Consider the following 15,471-nt stretch of genomic DNA (forward strand, 5'->3'; position numbering starts at 1 on the left):
CACCCGCTGCGCCGGATCCGCCGATGGCGGTTCCACCTTGGGATGCACCGCCTTGCGCGGCTCCCGGCAGATCGTTCGATGCGCCAACCGCCGCCCCTGCCGACACGACGGCGGAAAATCTCGTTCCTGCCGGGGTGTTGTTCAAGGTGGTCGACGCCTGACCGGTTGCCGCGATCATGCCCGAAAGGATGCCCGCAGTGCCCGCCGCGATGCCGGTCTGGTCCGCGACGCCGGGCGCCGCGTCCGCAATGCTGCCCTCCACGCCGAGATCGCCCGTCGGCTGCGCCGTTGCGCCCTCGCCCGTCCGGACGGTCCCGGCCGACCAACCGTTGGCCGGCACTGTCGCCGGCAGCCCCGCTCCGGCATCCATCTGCACCAGCATGCTCGCATCGACATGCAGCTGGCGCAGGCCGGCAACGGGAATGCCGCCACGCGCGCCGGAACCCCGGGAAACCGCCTCGGCGCCGGCCGTCGTTCGCATGCCCGCGGTCGCCGCACCCAGATCGAGAGCGAATGTCGTCGACGTCCCGGCCATCAGCCCGGCGCCGGTCGCCACGCCGGCAACCTGGCCGGCAAGGCCTGCCCCGCCTGCCGGGGAACTGGACACTGGATTGGCGAGGATCACGCGTCTCTCCGATTTCACTGTCGCCTGCCCCGTCATCCGGATCGCGCAGGCCACTCTTCCGCCAATCTTGTCAGCAAATGCCGGGCCAACAGAAAAAATGGCGGAAAACAGCGAATGTGGAAGAGCCGCCCCTTGTCCCCGGCCAGGCAATTTCTCACATACCGGGTAAACATTGCCGGGGCCGGTAAGCTTTGCCGGGCGAGGACTGCATGGCGCGTATCGTCTCCAGCACACCCTTTTCCTTTGCCCCGCCGATCCGCTATAGTCGCGCGCAACAGATGCGGGCTGCCAGACACGGGACCGGTCGCGTCCCCCAGCAAACCGTCCGCGCGCCGGCAAGGTGTCGCAGGACCAACCGGCAACGGGTTGGACACGATACACCCGGATATCGCAACGGCAGGATCAGCCAGCAGCCGACCAGGCGCAAAAGCGCGCCGCCGGACAGGCCGTCGGCCGGCACCGCAAGCAAACAGGACCGCAAGGTGACAGGCATGCTCAACAGTCTCGATATCCCGAAGCGGCCACAGGACACGCGTGTCGTCGTCGCCATGTCGGGCGGTGTCGATTCCTCCGTCGTGGCCGGGCTCATGAAGCGGGAGGGCTATGACGTCATCGGCGTCACGCTGCAGCTCTACGATCACGGCGAGGCCGTGCATCGGGCCGGCGCGTGCTGCGCCGGGCAGGACATCCAGGACGCGCGCCGGGTGGCCGAGCGCCTTGGCATCCCCCACTATGTGCTCGACTACGAGGACCGCTTCCGGGAGAAGGTGATCGAGCGTTTCGCCGAGAGCTACATTGCAGGCGAGACGCCGATCCCCTGCGTCGCCTGCAACCAGACGGTCAAGTTCTCCGACCTGCTGGAAACCGCGCGCACGCTCGGTGCCGACGTGCTGGCGACCGGTCACTACGTCCGCTCCCGCCTCGTCGACGGCCACCGGGCGATGTTCCGTCCGGTCGACCTCGACCGCGACCAGAGCTATTTCCTCTTCGCCACGACGCCGGACCAGCTCGATTTCCTCCGCTTTCCCCTTGGCGGCATGACCAAGCCGGAAACCCGCGAGCTTGCCCGGGAGTTCGGCCTCTCCGTTGCCGAGAAGCAGGACAGCCAGGACATCTGCTTCGTGCCCCAGGGCAGGTATGCCGACGTGATCGAGCGGCTGAAGCCGAACGCCGCGGAGCCCGGCGATGTCGTGCATGTCGACGGCCGCGTGCTCGGCACCCATCAGGGCATCATCCACTACACGATCGGGCAGCGCCGCGGCATCGGCATCGCCACGGGCGAGCCGCTTTATGTCGTGCGTCTCGATGCCGAAGCCCGCCGCGTCATCGTCGGCCCGCGTGAAGCGCTCGGCACCCGCGAAATCGTGCTGCGCGACGTCAACTGGATCGGACCCGGCAGCCTTGCCGACATCCCCACCTCCGGCCTCGAATTGCACGCCAAAGTGCGCTCGACCCGCCCGCCGAAGCCTGCCATCCTGCGGCTCGTCGACGGCGTCGCCATGCTCGACCTTGTCGACGGCGAGACCGGTGTGGCACCTGGCCAGGCCTGCGTTTTCTTCGATGATGACGGAGATGGCGGACGGGTACTCGGCGGCGGCTGGATCGACCGCACCATTCCTTCCGGCGCCGGCCTTGGCGCCGCCGAGACAACACAAGCACGCGTGGTGGCAACACTCTGATGGCCGTTGAGTTCTTTCCAGTCAGCCGTATTCGCCGCCTGTTCGACAAGCTCCTGCGCCGCCTCGGTCTCGGTGACCGGGACGGGTTCTCGCCCTCCAGTCCGGTCGAAAGCGCCTATGCCCGCTGGGCGCCGGTCTATGACTGGGTGTTCACCGCACCGCTGATCGCCGGCCAACGCGCCGCGGCAAGGGAGGCGAACCGGCACTCGGGCGAGCTGGTCGAGGTCGGGGTGGGCACCGGCCTTTCGCTGCCGCTTTACGACCCCTCGCTGTCGATCACCGGCATCGATCTGTCGAAGCCCATGCTGGCGCGGGCCCGTGACCGGATCCGCCGCAAGAAGCTGAAGAACGTCGCCGCCCTGCGGGCCATGGATGCGGCGCGGATGGACTTCCAGGATGCCCGCTTCGACGTCGCCACGGTGATGTATGTGGTCAGCGTGGTGCCGGATCCGACGGCTGTGCTGAAGGAGCTCGAACGTGTCGTGCGCCCGGGCGGCACGGTCATCATCGTCAACCACTTCGCCTCCGAAAGCGGTGTGCTCGCCGCCATTGAGCGCTTTCTCGCCCGCTTCGCCGAAAACCTTGGCTGGGACCCCCTGTTCCCGCGCGAAACGGTCCTTGCCAACACGTCCATGGTGCTTGAGCGCGAGAGCCGCCACGGTCCGTTCGGCCTCTTCACCATGATGGTGTTCCGCCGCTGACGGACAACGGAATTCGGCGCCGCGCCGAAAGCCCTTGCTGAACGCGAACGGCCCGGGATCGCTCCCGGGCCGTTTCTTTTGTGTTCCGGCAAGGGGCGATCCGTCTCGCGACGGCCCGCCCGACAAGCCTCACATCTTGCCGGTGGAGAAGAACAGCGTCTCGCCGTTGCTGTCATCGACGCCGTCATTATCGGTGACCGCATAGCCGGTGCCCGAGGCATCGACCGTGAAACCCTCGATCTTGTCGACCACATAGCCGCCCGTCGCCTTCAGGTCCGGGATGAAGTCGCGCACCTCTTCCTTCGTGACCGTCGGCAGGTCGCCGCCAAGTGGGGCCGGCACCAGTTCGGAAACAGCAACCCGGAAGAGCTTCTTCAGCTTCGCATTGTCGCCGATCTGGTTGTCGCGCTCGATGATGTAGACATGATCGCCGTGCACGACGATCTCCGAAAGCCCTACCCAGCCGCTTTCCGCCGTCTCGAGCGGATAGCGCACCGCGCCCCATTCCTTGGTCTTGGTGTTGTAGGCCAGGAGCTTCACGGCCGTCTTGGGGTCGTCCTTCCAGGGACGCTGGACGGCGATCCACAGCGTGTCGCCGATCAGCGTCACACCCTCGGCGCCGAAGCGGGTCTCATGGGCGAGAAGCTCGGCCGGGAAGGCGATCTGCTTCTTGATCTCGCCCTTGCCGTTGACGTTGTAGAGCGCATGCGGAACGAGCTTTTCCGCATTGCCTTCGGACGCCAGCCAGAAGCCGCCCTTGCCGTCGGCCACGATCCCTTCGAGATCGATAAGCTGCGCCGGCTGCCCGGCGCGTGTCACGCGGATCGCATCGGTGATGCGGGCCGGATGCCGGGTGGCGTCGATGCGGAAGATCGACGGCTGCATGTCGTAGGCGCTGTCGCTGACGGCAAAGAGAATGCCCGGATTTTCCGGATCGGCGGCAAGGCCCGACAGGGCCCCGAAGCCGATCGGCCGGCCGGCATCATCCATCTTCGAGACGATCATCGGATAGGAGGCCGTCCCTTCAGCCCGCTCATAGAGCGTCACATGCGAGCGCAGGCCCGTCTCCTTCACGAGGTCCGCCTCGTTGGACACGGCCAGAAGGTTGCGCCCGGGAATGGCGACCGCCCCTTCGGGAGCCAGCGCTGTCGGCAGCAACTGGAGGAATTCGGGTGCCCCGCCCGTGTCGCGATAGACGCCGATGGCCGAGCCGCGTTCGGACAGCACGAAGATCAGCGTCTCGTCGCCGAACCGCTTGACCTCGAGCCCTTCCGGTTCGGCGCCCTTGTTGCCCGAACGCCCCTCGGGATAGTGGCCGGCCGTCGCGACACGGTACTCGAAGTCGAGACCGCTTTCGTACAGCACCTCTCCGCTCTTCGAGAAGATGGTGAAGCCGCGCGAACCGCCCTTGTAGTCGCCCTCGTTGGCGCTCACGAACCGGTTTCCGTCGAGCCACTTGACCGCGTCGGGTTCGCGCGCCACGCCGGCAAGCGTCCCGTCGAAGGTCAGGGCACCCTCTTCCTGTGTGTCGACATTGTCGAGATCGACGCTGCCGGCGGAGAAATGCGAGACGACCTCGCCCGCATTGCCGTCGACGACGGCGATGTGGTTGTTCTCCTGCAGCGTCACGACGATTTCATTGGCTGCGTTGATGTCGACGAATTCCGGCTCCGGATCGTCGCCGCCCACCGCCGCGAGGCCGGTCAGGTCGACCACCTTCATGGCGGCGCAGTCGGGCCGCCCGTCCCGGATCGGCAGGATGACGAGATTGCCCGCCGGCATCTGCGGCAGCGCGCCGTCGTTCAGGTCCTCGTCACGCTCGTTCTCGATCGCCACGGCGAGAAGGTCGCCGGCCGGTGAGAGCGCCACCGAATCCGGCTGGCCGCCGAGATCGCAGGACGTCTCCACCGCCTTGGTGGCAATGTCGATCACGGCGAGCTTGCCCGAAGGCGTCGTGTAGCTCTCGGACGTGTTGACGCCGGCAAACACCTTGCCGCCGAGTATCGTGACGGAGGTCGGTTCCCCGTCGAGCTTCACGATGCCTGCCGGCTTCGGCGCAGCGGCGTCAGCGATGTCGACAAGGCCGATGGCACCGAGCGGGCTGTCGGAATAGACCAGCATCTGTCCGTCGGCGGTCGCCGCGATGATCTCCGCCGAGGTCTCGGTCTTCTGGTCGAGATCGGCCGGCAGATTGGTGTTGACCGGGAAGGAGGCGATCCGGTTGAACACCGGATCGGCGGAGGCCGCGACGGTCGAGCCGAGAAGCGCAGCCGCAAGCGCGCCGAGCACCGTGATTTTCATGATTTCCCTCAGAATTCGATAGCGAACTTGCCAATCCCGGAGTGTTAGGCGTCCGATGTGACAGGTGCTTGACAGTTCCTGTCCGACCGGCCGTCCAGGCGGTGGGCGAACCGCGCGCTCCGTCATATGCATGAGACCTCGCCGGTCTAGGACAGGCGTTGACGGCGACAGCCCGTCTCGTCTCTTGTCGGATTGAGGGAGTGCCAGCGATGGATCGCAACGACAGCCAGCATATCGACTACGAGGGTTTTTCCTTCGACGCATTCGATGAGGCCCGCAGGCCCGAGCCCGAGGTGACCGGTTTCGACAAGGTCGTCGAGGCAGCCCTCTCCCGCCGCGGGTTTCTTGGCGTTCTGGCTTACGGCTCAGGCGCTGCAGCCATGGGCCTGGGTACCGGCCTGGGAAGCCTGATGTCGTCCGTCTCGGCAGAGGCCGCAACCTCGCGCTTTGCCTTCAAGCCGATCCCGATCGCGACCGACTTCACCATCCATGTACCCGAAGGCTACACGTGGCAGGTCCTGGCACGCTGGGGCGACCCGCTGTTCTCCGACGCAGCCGAATTCGACCATCAGACGGGCGGCGACGCCGCCACCTCCAACCGGGTCTTCGGCGAAAACACCGACGGCATGGAACTCTTCGTCATCGGCGATCGCCAGGTGATCGCGGTCAACCACGAATACGTCAATCCGAAGCTCAACCTGCCGAAGAACGAAGACGGCAGGCCGGCGAGCGCCGGGGACGTGCGCAAGCTGCAGAACCTGCAGGGCGTCACGGTCATGGAAGTGGCGGAAGACGGGAACGGCTGGAAGGTCGTCGTCGACAGCCCGTTCAACCGGCGTATCGACCACAACACCGAAATGCGCCTCTCCGGCCCGGCCGCCGGCCACGACATGCTGAAGACGGCAGCCGATCCGACCGGCACCTCCTCGCTCGGCACCTTCAACAATTGCGGCTCCGGCAAGACCCCGTGGGGCACCTATCTGACCTGCGAGGAAAACTTCAACGGCTATTTCGGTTCGACCGACGAGGCCGTTGCCCTTCCCGAGGACTTCAAGCGCTACGGCATCGATGCCAAGAGCGTCTATTCCTACGAGAAGTTCGACGAGCGGTTCGACCTCTCGAAGCATCCCAACGAGCCGTATCGCGCCGGTTACATCGTTGAAATCGACCCGGCCGACCCGACCTCGACGCCGGTCAAGCGCACCGCCCTCGGTCGTTTCAAGCATGAAAACGCCGCCACGGCGCTTGCCCGCGACGGCCGCGTCGTCGTTTATCTGGGTGACGACGAGCGGGGAGAGTTCCTCTACAAGTTCGTCTCCGCCGGCATCTATACCCCCGGCGGCGACACCTCGACGCTGCTCGACGAAGGCACTCTGCACGTCGCCCGCTTCGACGAGGACGGCAGCGGCGAATGGGTCGCGCTGACGCCCGAGGCGACGGGCATGACCGCCGCCGAGATCGCCATCCTCACCCGCGTTGCCGCCTCGAAAGTCGGCGCCACGACCATGGACAGGCCGGAATGGGTTGCCGTCAACCCGGTTTCCATCGAGGCCTATTGCGCGCTCACCAACAACTCCCGTCGCGGCGTCAAGCCGAATGCCGGCGGCGACGAGACCCCGGTCGGCGGCCCCAACCCGCGCGCCGAGAACAAATACGGCCAGATCGTGCGCTGGTATCCGGCCGAGGACGACCATGCCGCGACCGGTTTCACCTGGGACCTGTTCGTCATGGCCGGCAACCCGACGGTGCATGAAGACGCCTATGCCGGCTCGGAAAACGTCAACGAAGGCAACATGTTCAACTCGCCTGACGGGATGATGTTCGACACCACCGGCCTGCTCTGGATCCAGACGGACGGCGATGACGACAACGAGGGCGACTTCGCCGGGCAGGGCAACAACCAGATGCTCGCCGGCGATCCGGCGACCGGGCGCATCGAGCGCTTCCTCACCGGCCCGAACGGCTCGGAAGTCACCGGCCTTACCTGGTCGGCCGACCGCCGCACGATGTTCGTCGGCATCCAGCATCCGAAGGCGCCGTTCCCGGACGGCGACGGCACGCTCGGCCGCTCCTCGGTCATCGCGGTGAAGCGCGACGACAACCTGCCCATCGGTTGATCGCACGGCTGAAGCTCGGCCGAGACCGGGAATAACCTGCCCGTCCCGTTTGCGCGGGACGGGGACAGCGATCCGGCGCGCCCGCCTGGCGGGCGCGCCGGATGTGTTCCAGACCCGGAAAATCGCGACAATATCCGGCAGGATTTTGCAAAAAATTGATCGGATTTCTATCGAGATTGCCGAATTCGCCCGAACCCGATCGTTCAGCAATCGAAAACGGTGTGGCTCTGAAGGGCGTCATTGTCTCGCACCCGTCAAGACCCACATCGATCTCCACAACAGCGATGAATGCCCCTTGCCCCGCCCCCTGCCCGGCTGACAGGATCAGCGGCAGACTTGGCGTGAAGGGCCCGCGCCACAGGACCTGAGGAGACACCGACCATGACCGGCACCATCACCATCGACGTCGAGCGCACCGACAGCAAGGGCCGCTACGTCGCCCGCATCGAAGGCCATTCCGAGGAAGCGGAACTGACCTTCTCGGTCGCGAGCCCAACCCTCGTGATCGCCGACCATACCGGCGTGCCGGACGCCTTCCGGGGCATGGGCGTCGGACTGGCGCTGGTCGAGCGCCTTGTCGCCGACGCACGCGCCGACGGCTTCCGGATCATGCCGCTCTGTCCCTTCGTCAATGCCCAGCGCAAGAAGCATCCCGAATGGGCCGACGCCTTCAACGTCTGACGGCGGCCATTTGGCCGTCGCCCTCTCCCCGCATGCCCGTCATCTGAACCGGGAGCCTTCAGTCCCGCACGATTTGACCATGCTCATGGCTTTGGAACGTGGCCTGTCCGTGTCACAATCTGCAGGCATGGCCTGCGGGGCGACTGGCGTGATCACACGGTCACGGGATGGAGGACGACATGGACGACGTTGGAACAACGGCCGGCAGCGCAGACGTGACCCGACCGGCACGCAAGACGGCAAAGGACTTCCCCCAGGAGCTTCTCGAGCTCTACGATTTCTACGCGCACGGCCGGATCGACCGCCGTGAATTCCTCGACCGGGCCGCGAAATACACAGTCGGCGGCGTCACCGCGCTGGCGCTGCTGCAGCAGCTCTCGCCGAACTACGCGCTGGCCCAACAGGTCGCGCCCGACGATCCCGCGATCGAGACAAGCCGCATCACCTATCCCTCCCCCAACGGCCATGGCGAGGTGAACGCCTATCTCGTGCGCCCTGCCGGCGTGAGCGAGAAACTGCCCGCGGTGCTGGTCATTCATGAGAATCGCGGCCTCAACCCCTATATCGAGGACGTCGCCCGGCGCATGGCCAAGGCCGGGTTCATGGCGATGGCGCCGGACGGGCTGTCCTCCGTCGGCGGCTATCCCGGCAATGACGACCAGGGCCGCGAGCTGCAACGTTCAGTCGATGCGACGAAGCTGCTCAACGACTTCTTCGCCGGCTTCGAACATCTCGCGGCTCGCGACGATGCCACCGGCAAGGTGGGCGCGGTCGGCTTCTGCTATGGCGGTGGTGTCGTCAACGCGATCGCGGTCGCCTATCCGGAACTTGCCGCCGGCGCGCCATTCTACGGCCGCCAGGCCTCCGCCGACGACGTGCCGGCGATCGAGGCGCCGTTGCAACTGCATTATGCCGCCCTAGACGATCGCATCAATGCCGGCTGGCCGGCCTATGAGGCGGCACTGAAGGCCCATGGCAAGAGCTACGAGGCCCACATCTATCCGGGCGTCAACCACGGCTTCCACAACGACACGACGCCGCGCTACGACGAGACGGCGGCGAAGCTTGCCGAGGAGCGTGTTCTCGCCTTCTTCGGCGAACACCTTTCCTGAGGAAGGCGGCCGCCGCGCGTCCGTCGTTCCCGCTCTGGAAGCCAATGGGCCCCGGATCTCGCGATGCTCGTCCGGGGTGACGGCCTGAGGGTGGGGCGGCGGCGGAGTGTCGGGCAACAGCCTGCGTACGCGCAACGCGGTCACCACAGAGACCGCTTCGGTTCATCGCGCCCGCCGCCGGTCTTGTCGGCACCGGCGATGCCCCGCACACTCCGCGTCATCCCGGCCGCAGGCGAAGCCGGAGAGCCGGGATCCATTGGCAACCCCGGCAGGCGCGAGGGCTCTCACCGTTCGCGGCAGGCGTCACGGCCCCTGCCGGATGCGGCAGGTATGGAGCCCTGCGCCGCCGGTGGGCCGGATCGTCACGCGGCCTCCATACCCGCATCGCGCCCGCTCCGGAAACCAAAGGACCCCGGATCTCGCGATGCTCGTCCGGGGTGACGGACCGAGTGCGGGGTGACGGCCATGTATGGGGAGAGGTGCCGGGCAGGCCGTATGGCGCAAGCGCGAGGCGGCCGGCGCCGGGAAAGAGGCAGGCCCCTCTCCCGCAGCGCCTTTCGCCTCAATCCTCAGCCGTGGTGATCTCGACCAGTTCCCACACGGCGATGCCGGCCGAGCCGAGATTGCCGACGACGATCAGCGCCTCGCCAACGATGGCCGGAACGTAGTAGAGCGCCTCCTGGATATCCGGCACGAAGAGGAAGCGCGTTGCCTGCCCGGGAATGATGTTGGTCAGGGCCCGCGACAGGCCGAGCTTGGCAAGCTTGTCCTTCTTCGAACTCGCCCCGTAGTTCCATGACACCATGGCGATGTTGACGAAGCCCCAAAGGGTGACGGTCAGCTCCGCCGTGTAGGTGCGCGCCTTGCCGCCCGGGAAGGCCAGGATCACCAGCCCGCGCGTCGGTCCGCAAATGAGCTGGCAGATCCAGATGACCCCGGAGAAGCCCGGATCGCCCGGAGGACAGCTCGGCGCCGGTGTGCCGGGACGGATCAGCCAGGGCGTCGTCGCGAAGGTGGTGACGTAGCGCATCAAAACGCCCGCAAGACCGGCAAGGTTCTTCCCCTTCGGCGACCAGCTCTCCGAGTAGGTCTTCAGGCCCGCCGGCACCTTGCTGCCCTCGTCGGGTATCGCTCCGGTCGAACTCAGGAACCCCGTCAGCCCGTCGGTGAAGATGCGCACCACCATCGCCGCCGCATAGACACCGAGGGCGAAGCCCGCCACCACCTTCTCCGACGTGCTGTCGAAGACGACTTGCTTCTGCGTGGTCATCCCGAACTTCGACTTCATCCAGTCGACGGTGACATAGTTCTTGTAGGCGTCGAGCGCTGCCTGATCGGGGAACGGCGCCTTGCCGGTCGCGAGCTTGTAGATCAACGTCGCGGGAATGGCGATCAGCCAGGAGGCGATCTGGCTGACGCGGATCGACAGGGTGTGGCCGGTGAAGAACTTGTAGAGCTGCGACAGGACCGGGATCTCCCACTCCGCGAAAAGCACGTTGCGGAAGGAAGCGACCACCTCCTTGATCAGGTCCATCAGGGTCGCGATCACGCCCTTGGCAGCGTCGAGGGCGAAGAGCGCCACGCTCTCCATCACCTTGATCACGCCGCTCATCAACAGGTTGAGCGCGTCGTTCGGATTGTCCCCGATCGCGGTGAAGAACCCGAGCGCCTCGTTGAAGGCCTCCTTGCCGTCGCCGAACTGGAAGTTGTTGGCCAGGTCCTCCATCATCGCTATCAGCCCGTCGAGCGAACTCGACAACGCGCTGGAGCTGAGCAGGCTGACCGTGCTGCCTCCGCGCTCGTCCGCCTCGCCGCCGTTTTGCTCATAGGCATTGGAGAACAGGTTGTGCTCCATCTCGTAGGCCTGCTCGTCTGTCATTTCCTGTTGCGACGAGAACTGCGCAATGGTCGGGTTGTCCTCCTTGTTGAACTCGTCGATCATGTCGTCGACGACCGCTTTCAGAGAATCCTTCAGCGTGTCGATCCCTGACAGGACCATGGTCTTGACGTGCTCGACGCCGTCGACGGTAAAGTCGAGCATCACCCGCGTGTTGTGCTCCACCGCCTCGGCCACGCGTTTGAAATCGGCAAGGTTGAACAGGAACGCCAGCCACTCGAACAGCTGCTTCAGCTTGACCTTCAGCCAGTTCCAGACCCCTTGCACGAAATCGAAGGCCTGCTGGGCGAACTCGATGATCGCCTCGAACACCTTGCCGGCGATCTCGAACAGCACCCGGCCGATGCCGTCGACGATCTCGACGACGATCTTGGTGAGCCCGTCGATGACGAAATTCGCCGCGTTCTTGATGCCGTTCCACACATCGCCCCAGTCGATGCCGAGGAACCCGGCAAGCTCCGCGCCGTCGTCATTGGCGGCCGCCGCGCGCATGGCGGCGAGCCGGCCGGTCTTCCACTCCGACACCTCCGCCAGGGTCATCGACTGGTATTGCGGGAAGCCCGAGGTGAAATCGATGGACCAGGCCGTGCCGGACATGGCGTGCAGGTTGAGGCGCGGATCGAAGCCACGGGCCGCCATGCGCCGGGACACGGTGTGATAGGCAACCTTCGTCGCCTTCACCTCGCGCTGGTCGGCGATCTCCATTGATGCCCGGGTGATCTGCTGCAGGCTCTGGGCGTAATCGTCGTTGGTCCGGTACTGGGCCGGCAGCAGGTAATTTCCGGAAGCGTCCTTGGCGTTCTTGATCTCGTCGACGGTGAGCCCCGAGAGCTTTTCCTGCAATTGCAGGTTCGGTTCCACGACCATGGGACTGCCGGCAAGCGTGCCTGTCGTTTCCAGGTAGATCGTCGCAGCGGCGAGCGCGGTTGCCTGCTGGTAGATCACCAGCTTGCCGCCCGGGCCGGTCTGCGCCTTGACCCGGCTGAGCTGGCTGCACCGGTAGGAGCGCCCGTCGACAAACAGCGTGACCAGGAAGGAGGCCTGGATGGAGACGGGCGCGAAGGAGAGCGGCATGCCGTCCTCGTCGAGCACCACCAGTTCCAGCGCATGGGTTTCCACCGGGACCATCTCGTTGTCCTGGCGCAAGAGGTCGACCCGCTGCTCGAACCACTGGCGCGAGGTCGGAGACTGCCAGAAACGGGTGAGGTCGCCGCCGGCAGAGACCGTGTAGGCCTCCGCATAGCCGGACTGGTCGCGGCCGACGGTGAAGATCGTCGCCTTCGAGCCCGGATCGGTCGGGATCTCGTTGCCGAGCGGGAACAGCACATTCCAGGCCGGCTCCGCGTTCCGGCCGGTGCCCGGCACCTGACCGGAGCGCCACAGCCGCCCGTCGGCACCGATGCCGAAGACCTGCAGCATGTCGTCGAAGGTGACCGAGGCGTAGATCTCGGTCAGCGGCACGCTCTGCGACGGGTCGACGTAAATCCAGTCGTCGAATTGCTTCAGCGAGCCCGACTGGTACTTCTTTTCCTTCTTCAACAGGAGCTTGCCCGTGCCCTGTTCGACGGCAAAGACATTCAGCCTGTCGGCGGCATCGACGATGACGGACAGCGCCGTCGCCTTCTTCGTGCCGAGCGCCCTGAGCGCGGATGTGCGGTCGCTCGTCTCGCTGAACAGGATCGCGTTGTCCTTGCCGATGGCGAAGATCGCCGATTGCACGGTGCTGTTCGACACCATGGCGATGCTCTTCACCTGGGCCTGGGTGCCCCCCGGTCCGGACACCGGCGCCCAGACGGGCCCCGCCCATTCGGCCGTGCCCGGCTTGAAGAAATTGTTGGCAAGCAGGCCATAGTCGGCGCCCGGCACGTCGAGCATGACATTGACATAGACATTGCCGGTGATGCCGCGCACGCCGCGGAACTGGCGGATCGTCTCCGTCGCGTTGGCCGGCTTCGTCTCGCGCTGATAGTAGGTCCCGGTCGTTCCCTGGAACTCGGCCAGCGACAGCTGCCCGTTGTCCCCGAGCGTCATGATGTTCGGCGTGTCGCTGCCTTCGGTCCCGGACGTGTAGAGGAAGAGCTGCCGGCCGCGCACATGCAGGTCGGTGTCCTGGTAGGGAGCCTCCGACCCCTCGCCGCGACGCAGCCGGTAGATCTCGCCGGCCGTGCCGATCGTGTAGAGGTCGAGGTCGCCCGAATGATTGGCATAGGTGACGATGTCGGTGCCGCCGAGCGCCGGCCTGGAGAGCTGGAACGTCTCCATGTACTTGGTGCTGGCGCGCGCCGCCGGGCGCTCGCCGGCCGGCAGTTCAGCAAGGACGGACCTGGGCATCAAAGTCATGGGAGCCTCCCGAAATCGAGGGTGGTGAAAAGGGCTGGTCGAAAGAAAGGGCAAGCGTGTCGGCCGCATGCCGGGCAAGCTGCAGCGCCGGCGCGCGCCACAACGGGCGGCCATGGGCGTTGCAGTAAAGCGGGCGGGAAGCGGGGCGGCCGGCCTCCCGGTCGCGGTCCGCAAGCGGCAGCAGCCGGGGGCCGAGCGGTGCAAGCCCGGCCGCGCCGCAATCGAGCGCGCGTTCCAGCGCGATGCCCGCCTCCGCCGGGTTCGCGTAATAGGGCGCAAATGCCCTCGGTAGGGAGCGGTCCGGCTCATGGCCGGCGAACGCGGCAACGACCCGCGCGGCGATCGCCTCCGCCGCCTCGCCGACGGCCGGATCCGAGGCGGGAGCGCAAAGGGCAAGCGCCGCTGCCATGTTGATGTTGACGATCAGGTCGACCGGATCGGGCTCGCCGCCGCCGACCCAGGTTCGCAGCAGCGGCGCGCGAACGAATGGCGGATCGCCGCGCCGGGCCGGGCCGCAGGCAAAACGGGGCAACAGCTGCAACAGCGCCGCGCCCGCCTCGGCATGGCTGCGGCGTCCGCCCGCGACCAGCGCCATCCAGGCGAGCGCCGTGTCGTCGGCATCGGCCGCAAGCTCGATCGGCAGGCGCGGCGTCGCAAGGCCGGCGGGATAGAAGCGGAAGGCGCCGGGAACGTCCGGGCTTTCGCAAGAGCCGACGAAATCCAGCGCCCGGTGAAGCGCCTCCGCCAGCCTGCCCGTCGCGACCGGTCCGCCGGACACAACCGGACTGTCTGGCGCCGAGGACATCCGGGCAAGGATCAGCGCCACTTGCGCGGTAACGAAGCAGGTCTCGTCGGCAACGGTGCCCGATGCCCCCTCCACCTGCGAGGGAAAGGCACCGCCCGGCGCCTGCAGGGCAAGCAGCGAGGAGAGGAGCGGAGCGGGATCAGGCATGACCGCCTCCATCCGTTCCCCCGTCCGTTTCCCGGTCCGTTTCCCCTTCCGTTCCCGGGACGCCGGAGCGTGCGCCTCCGTCCTCACGGCGCGCGCAACCGGTCATGCGCGGCAGCGCCAGGGTCGCCGTGACGCGCATGTCGCCACCGGCGGGAAGCACCGCACCGACAAGCCCGTGCCGTTGCAGCGGCGCCTCGCCCGCCCCTTGCGCGCCGGATGCAGATGCGCCCGGACCAGGATCGACGGCGCGCGCATGAAGCGCGGCGTAAGGGCCAAGATCCCAGCCTCGCGCGCGTCCCTCGCGCATCAAGGCGCAGCGCACCCGCTCGTCCGGCCCGAGCAGCGAGGCGGCGTTGGAATAGAAGGTGAAGACGGCGGGCGACAGCCGCGCATCCTCGTCTCCCGTCACATAGGCGACGGAAAACCCCACATCCCAGGACGGAAGCTCGAAGCGGACGCTGCGCCGGGTCAGCCGTTCAATGAGGGCGACCACCTCGCCGGAGCGTTCCGGCAGACGGAACCGGCGCATCAAGGCGTCGAGATCGCCGGGGAACAGGCGGCCGCAGCGATAGTAGACCTCGACGCCGCCATTTTGCGGATCGAGGCCGAGCATGGTCGGGCGGATGTCGCGCCCGCCAAGGACGGGCGGTGCACCGGCAAGGCGCTGCTCCAGCGCGCAAGCCGCCTCGCGCGCCCGCTCGGGCAGTTCCAGGTAAAGCTTGGCGGACAGCGGCGGCGACGCACCTGCAGGCGATGCGGCGACAGCCCCCGCGCGCAGGCCCGCCCAGGCCCCGTAGCGCCCCGGAAACGACGCCTGCCACTCGGCCACGTCCGCGGCCAGCATCTGCTGCTGTACGGACAGGCGCCGAGGCGTCGCCGCACGCACAAGCGCAAAGGCCGCGGCAAGGCGCGCCGAGGACGCTCCCCCGGGAAACGGATCAAGGCTGACGCGGGGATCGCAGTCGGGCCGGCCGTCGACGCCGGTCCCGCCCCAAACGAAAGCCGCCTCGAGCGCCGCGCCCGACGGCGTCAGGTTGCTGGCCACCGGCCGCATCGCGGCACCTTC

At 66.8% G+C, this 15,471-nt stretch carries 9 protein-coding genes and 1 pseudogene; 5 read left to right on the forward strand and 5 right to left on the reverse strand.

Going from position 1 to position 15,471, the window contains the following annotated elements; all coding sequences use genetic code 11:
* Positions 1–625, reverse strand: a pseudogene (locus tag ACN0T5_RS19225) (hypothetical protein); the annotation flags it as partial.
* A 491-nt stretch (positions 626–1,116) separates the two neighbouring features.
* Here ACN0T5_RS19225 and mnmA point away from each other — a divergent pair.
* The gene (gene mnmA, locus ACN0T5_RS19230; protein WP_417770231.1) at positions 1,117–2,304 is read left to right on the forward strand and encodes a tRNA 2-thiouridine(34) synthase MnmA; all 1,188 of its coding nucleotides are present in this window, start codon (positions 1,117–1,119) and stop codon (positions 2,302–2,304) included.
* On the forward strand, positions 2,304–3,005 hold the full coding sequence (locus tag ACN0T5_RS19235; RefSeq protein WP_417770232.1) for a class I SAM-dependent methyltransferase: 702 nt from the start codon (positions 2,304–2,306) through the stop codon (positions 3,003–3,005). The genes mnmA and ACN0T5_RS19235 overlap by 1 nt, the downstream gene beginning before the upstream one ends.
* Before the next feature lie 129 nt (positions 3,006–3,134).
* On the opposite strand, the gene ACN0T5_RS19240 is transcribed toward ACN0T5_RS19235, so the two are convergent.
* Positions 3,135–5,306 carry an esterase-like activity of phytase family protein gene (locus tag ACN0T5_RS19240; RefSeq protein WP_417770233.1) on the reverse strand — a complete coding sequence of 724 codons (2,172 nt, stop codon included), beginning with the start codon at positions 5,304–5,306 and terminating at the stop codon, positions 3,135–3,137.
* 209 nt (positions 5,307–5,515) lie between these two features.
* On the opposite strand from ACN0T5_RS19240, the gene ACN0T5_RS19245 reads away from it, so the two are divergent.
* From ACN0T5_RS19245 to yghX, 3 genes are all read left to right on the forward strand, one after another.
* Positions 5,516–7,423: a PhoX family protein gene (locus tag ACN0T5_RS19245; RefSeq protein WP_417770234.1), complete on the forward strand. Its 1,908-nt coding sequence runs from the start codon at positions 5,516–5,518 to the stop codon at positions 7,421–7,423.
* Between the two features lie 381 nt (positions 7,424–7,804).
* Entirely contained in the window at positions 7,805–8,104 is a 300-nt protein-coding gene (locus ACN0T5_RS19250) for a GNAT family N-acetyltransferase (RefSeq protein WP_417770235.1), read from the forward strand.
* A 179-nt stretch (positions 8,105–8,283) separates the two neighbouring features.
* Complete coding sequence (gene yghX, locus ACN0T5_RS19255) at positions 8,284–9,216, forward strand: YghX family hydrolase (RefSeq protein WP_417770236.1); 933 nt, start codon at positions 8,284–8,286, stop codon at positions 9,214–9,216.
* A gap of 562 nt (positions 9,217–9,778) precedes the next feature.
* On the opposite strand, the gene ACN0T5_RS19260 is transcribed toward yghX, so the two are convergent.
* From ACN0T5_RS19260 to ACN0T5_RS19270, 3 genes are all read right to left on the reverse strand, one after another.
* The gene (locus ACN0T5_RS19260) at positions 9,779–13,453 is read right to left on the reverse strand and encodes a hypothetical protein (protein WP_417770237.1); all 3,675 of its coding nucleotides are present in this window, start codon (positions 13,451–13,453) and stop codon (positions 9,779–9,781) included.
* The gene (locus ACN0T5_RS19265; protein ID WP_417770238.1) at positions 13,422–14,405 is read right to left on the reverse strand and encodes a hypothetical protein; all 984 of its coding nucleotides are present in this window, start codon (positions 14,403–14,405) and stop codon (positions 13,422–13,424) included. Before ACN0T5_RS19265 ends, ACN0T5_RS19260 begins: the two co-directional genes overlap by 32 nt.
* Positions 14,398–15,471: hypothetical protein (locus tag ACN0T5_RS19270; protein WP_417770239.1), on the reverse strand; the 1,074-nt coding region annotated here is incomplete at its 5' end. The genes ACN0T5_RS19265 and ACN0T5_RS19270, both read right to left, overlap by 8 nt.

It is taken from the genome of Stappia sp., from assembly GCF_048261845.1.
Taxonomy (GTDB): Bacteria; Pseudomonadota; Alphaproteobacteria; order Rhizobiales; family Stappiaceae; genus Stappia.

Bases quoted from the DNA above. Each gene is read 5' to 3' on its own strand.
- ACN0T5_RS19265 (WP_417770238.1), bottom strand. From the start codon at position 14,405: ATGCCTGATCCCGCTCCGCTCCTCTCCTCGCTGCTTGCCCTGCAGGCG.
- mnmA (WP_417770231.1), top strand. From the start codon at position 1,117: ATGCTCAACAGTCTCGATATCCCGAAGCGGCCACAGGACACGCGTGTC.
- ACN0T5_RS19240 (WP_417770233.1), bottom strand. From the start codon at position 5,306: ATGAAAATCACGGTGCTCGGCGCGCTTGCGGCTGCGCTTCTCGGCTCG.
- ACN0T5_RS19235 (WP_417770232.1), top strand. From the start codon at position 2,304: ATGGCCGTTGAGTTCTTTCCAGTCAGCCGTATTCGCCGCCTGTTCGAC.
- ACN0T5_RS19245 (WP_417770234.1), top strand. From the start codon at position 5,516: ATGGATCGCAACGACAGCCAGCATATCGACTACGAGGGTTTTTCCTTC.
- yghX (WP_417770236.1), top strand. From the start codon at position 8,284: ATGGACGACGTTGGAACAACGGCCGGCAGCGCAGACGTGACCCGACCG.
- ACN0T5_RS19250 (WP_417770235.1), top strand. From the start codon at position 7,805: ATGACCGGCACCATCACCATCGACGTCGAGCGCACCGACAGCAAGGGC.
- ACN0T5_RS19260 (WP_417770237.1), bottom strand. From the start codon at position 13,453: ATGACTTTGATGCCCAGGTCCGTCCTTGCTGAACTGCCGGCCGGCGAG.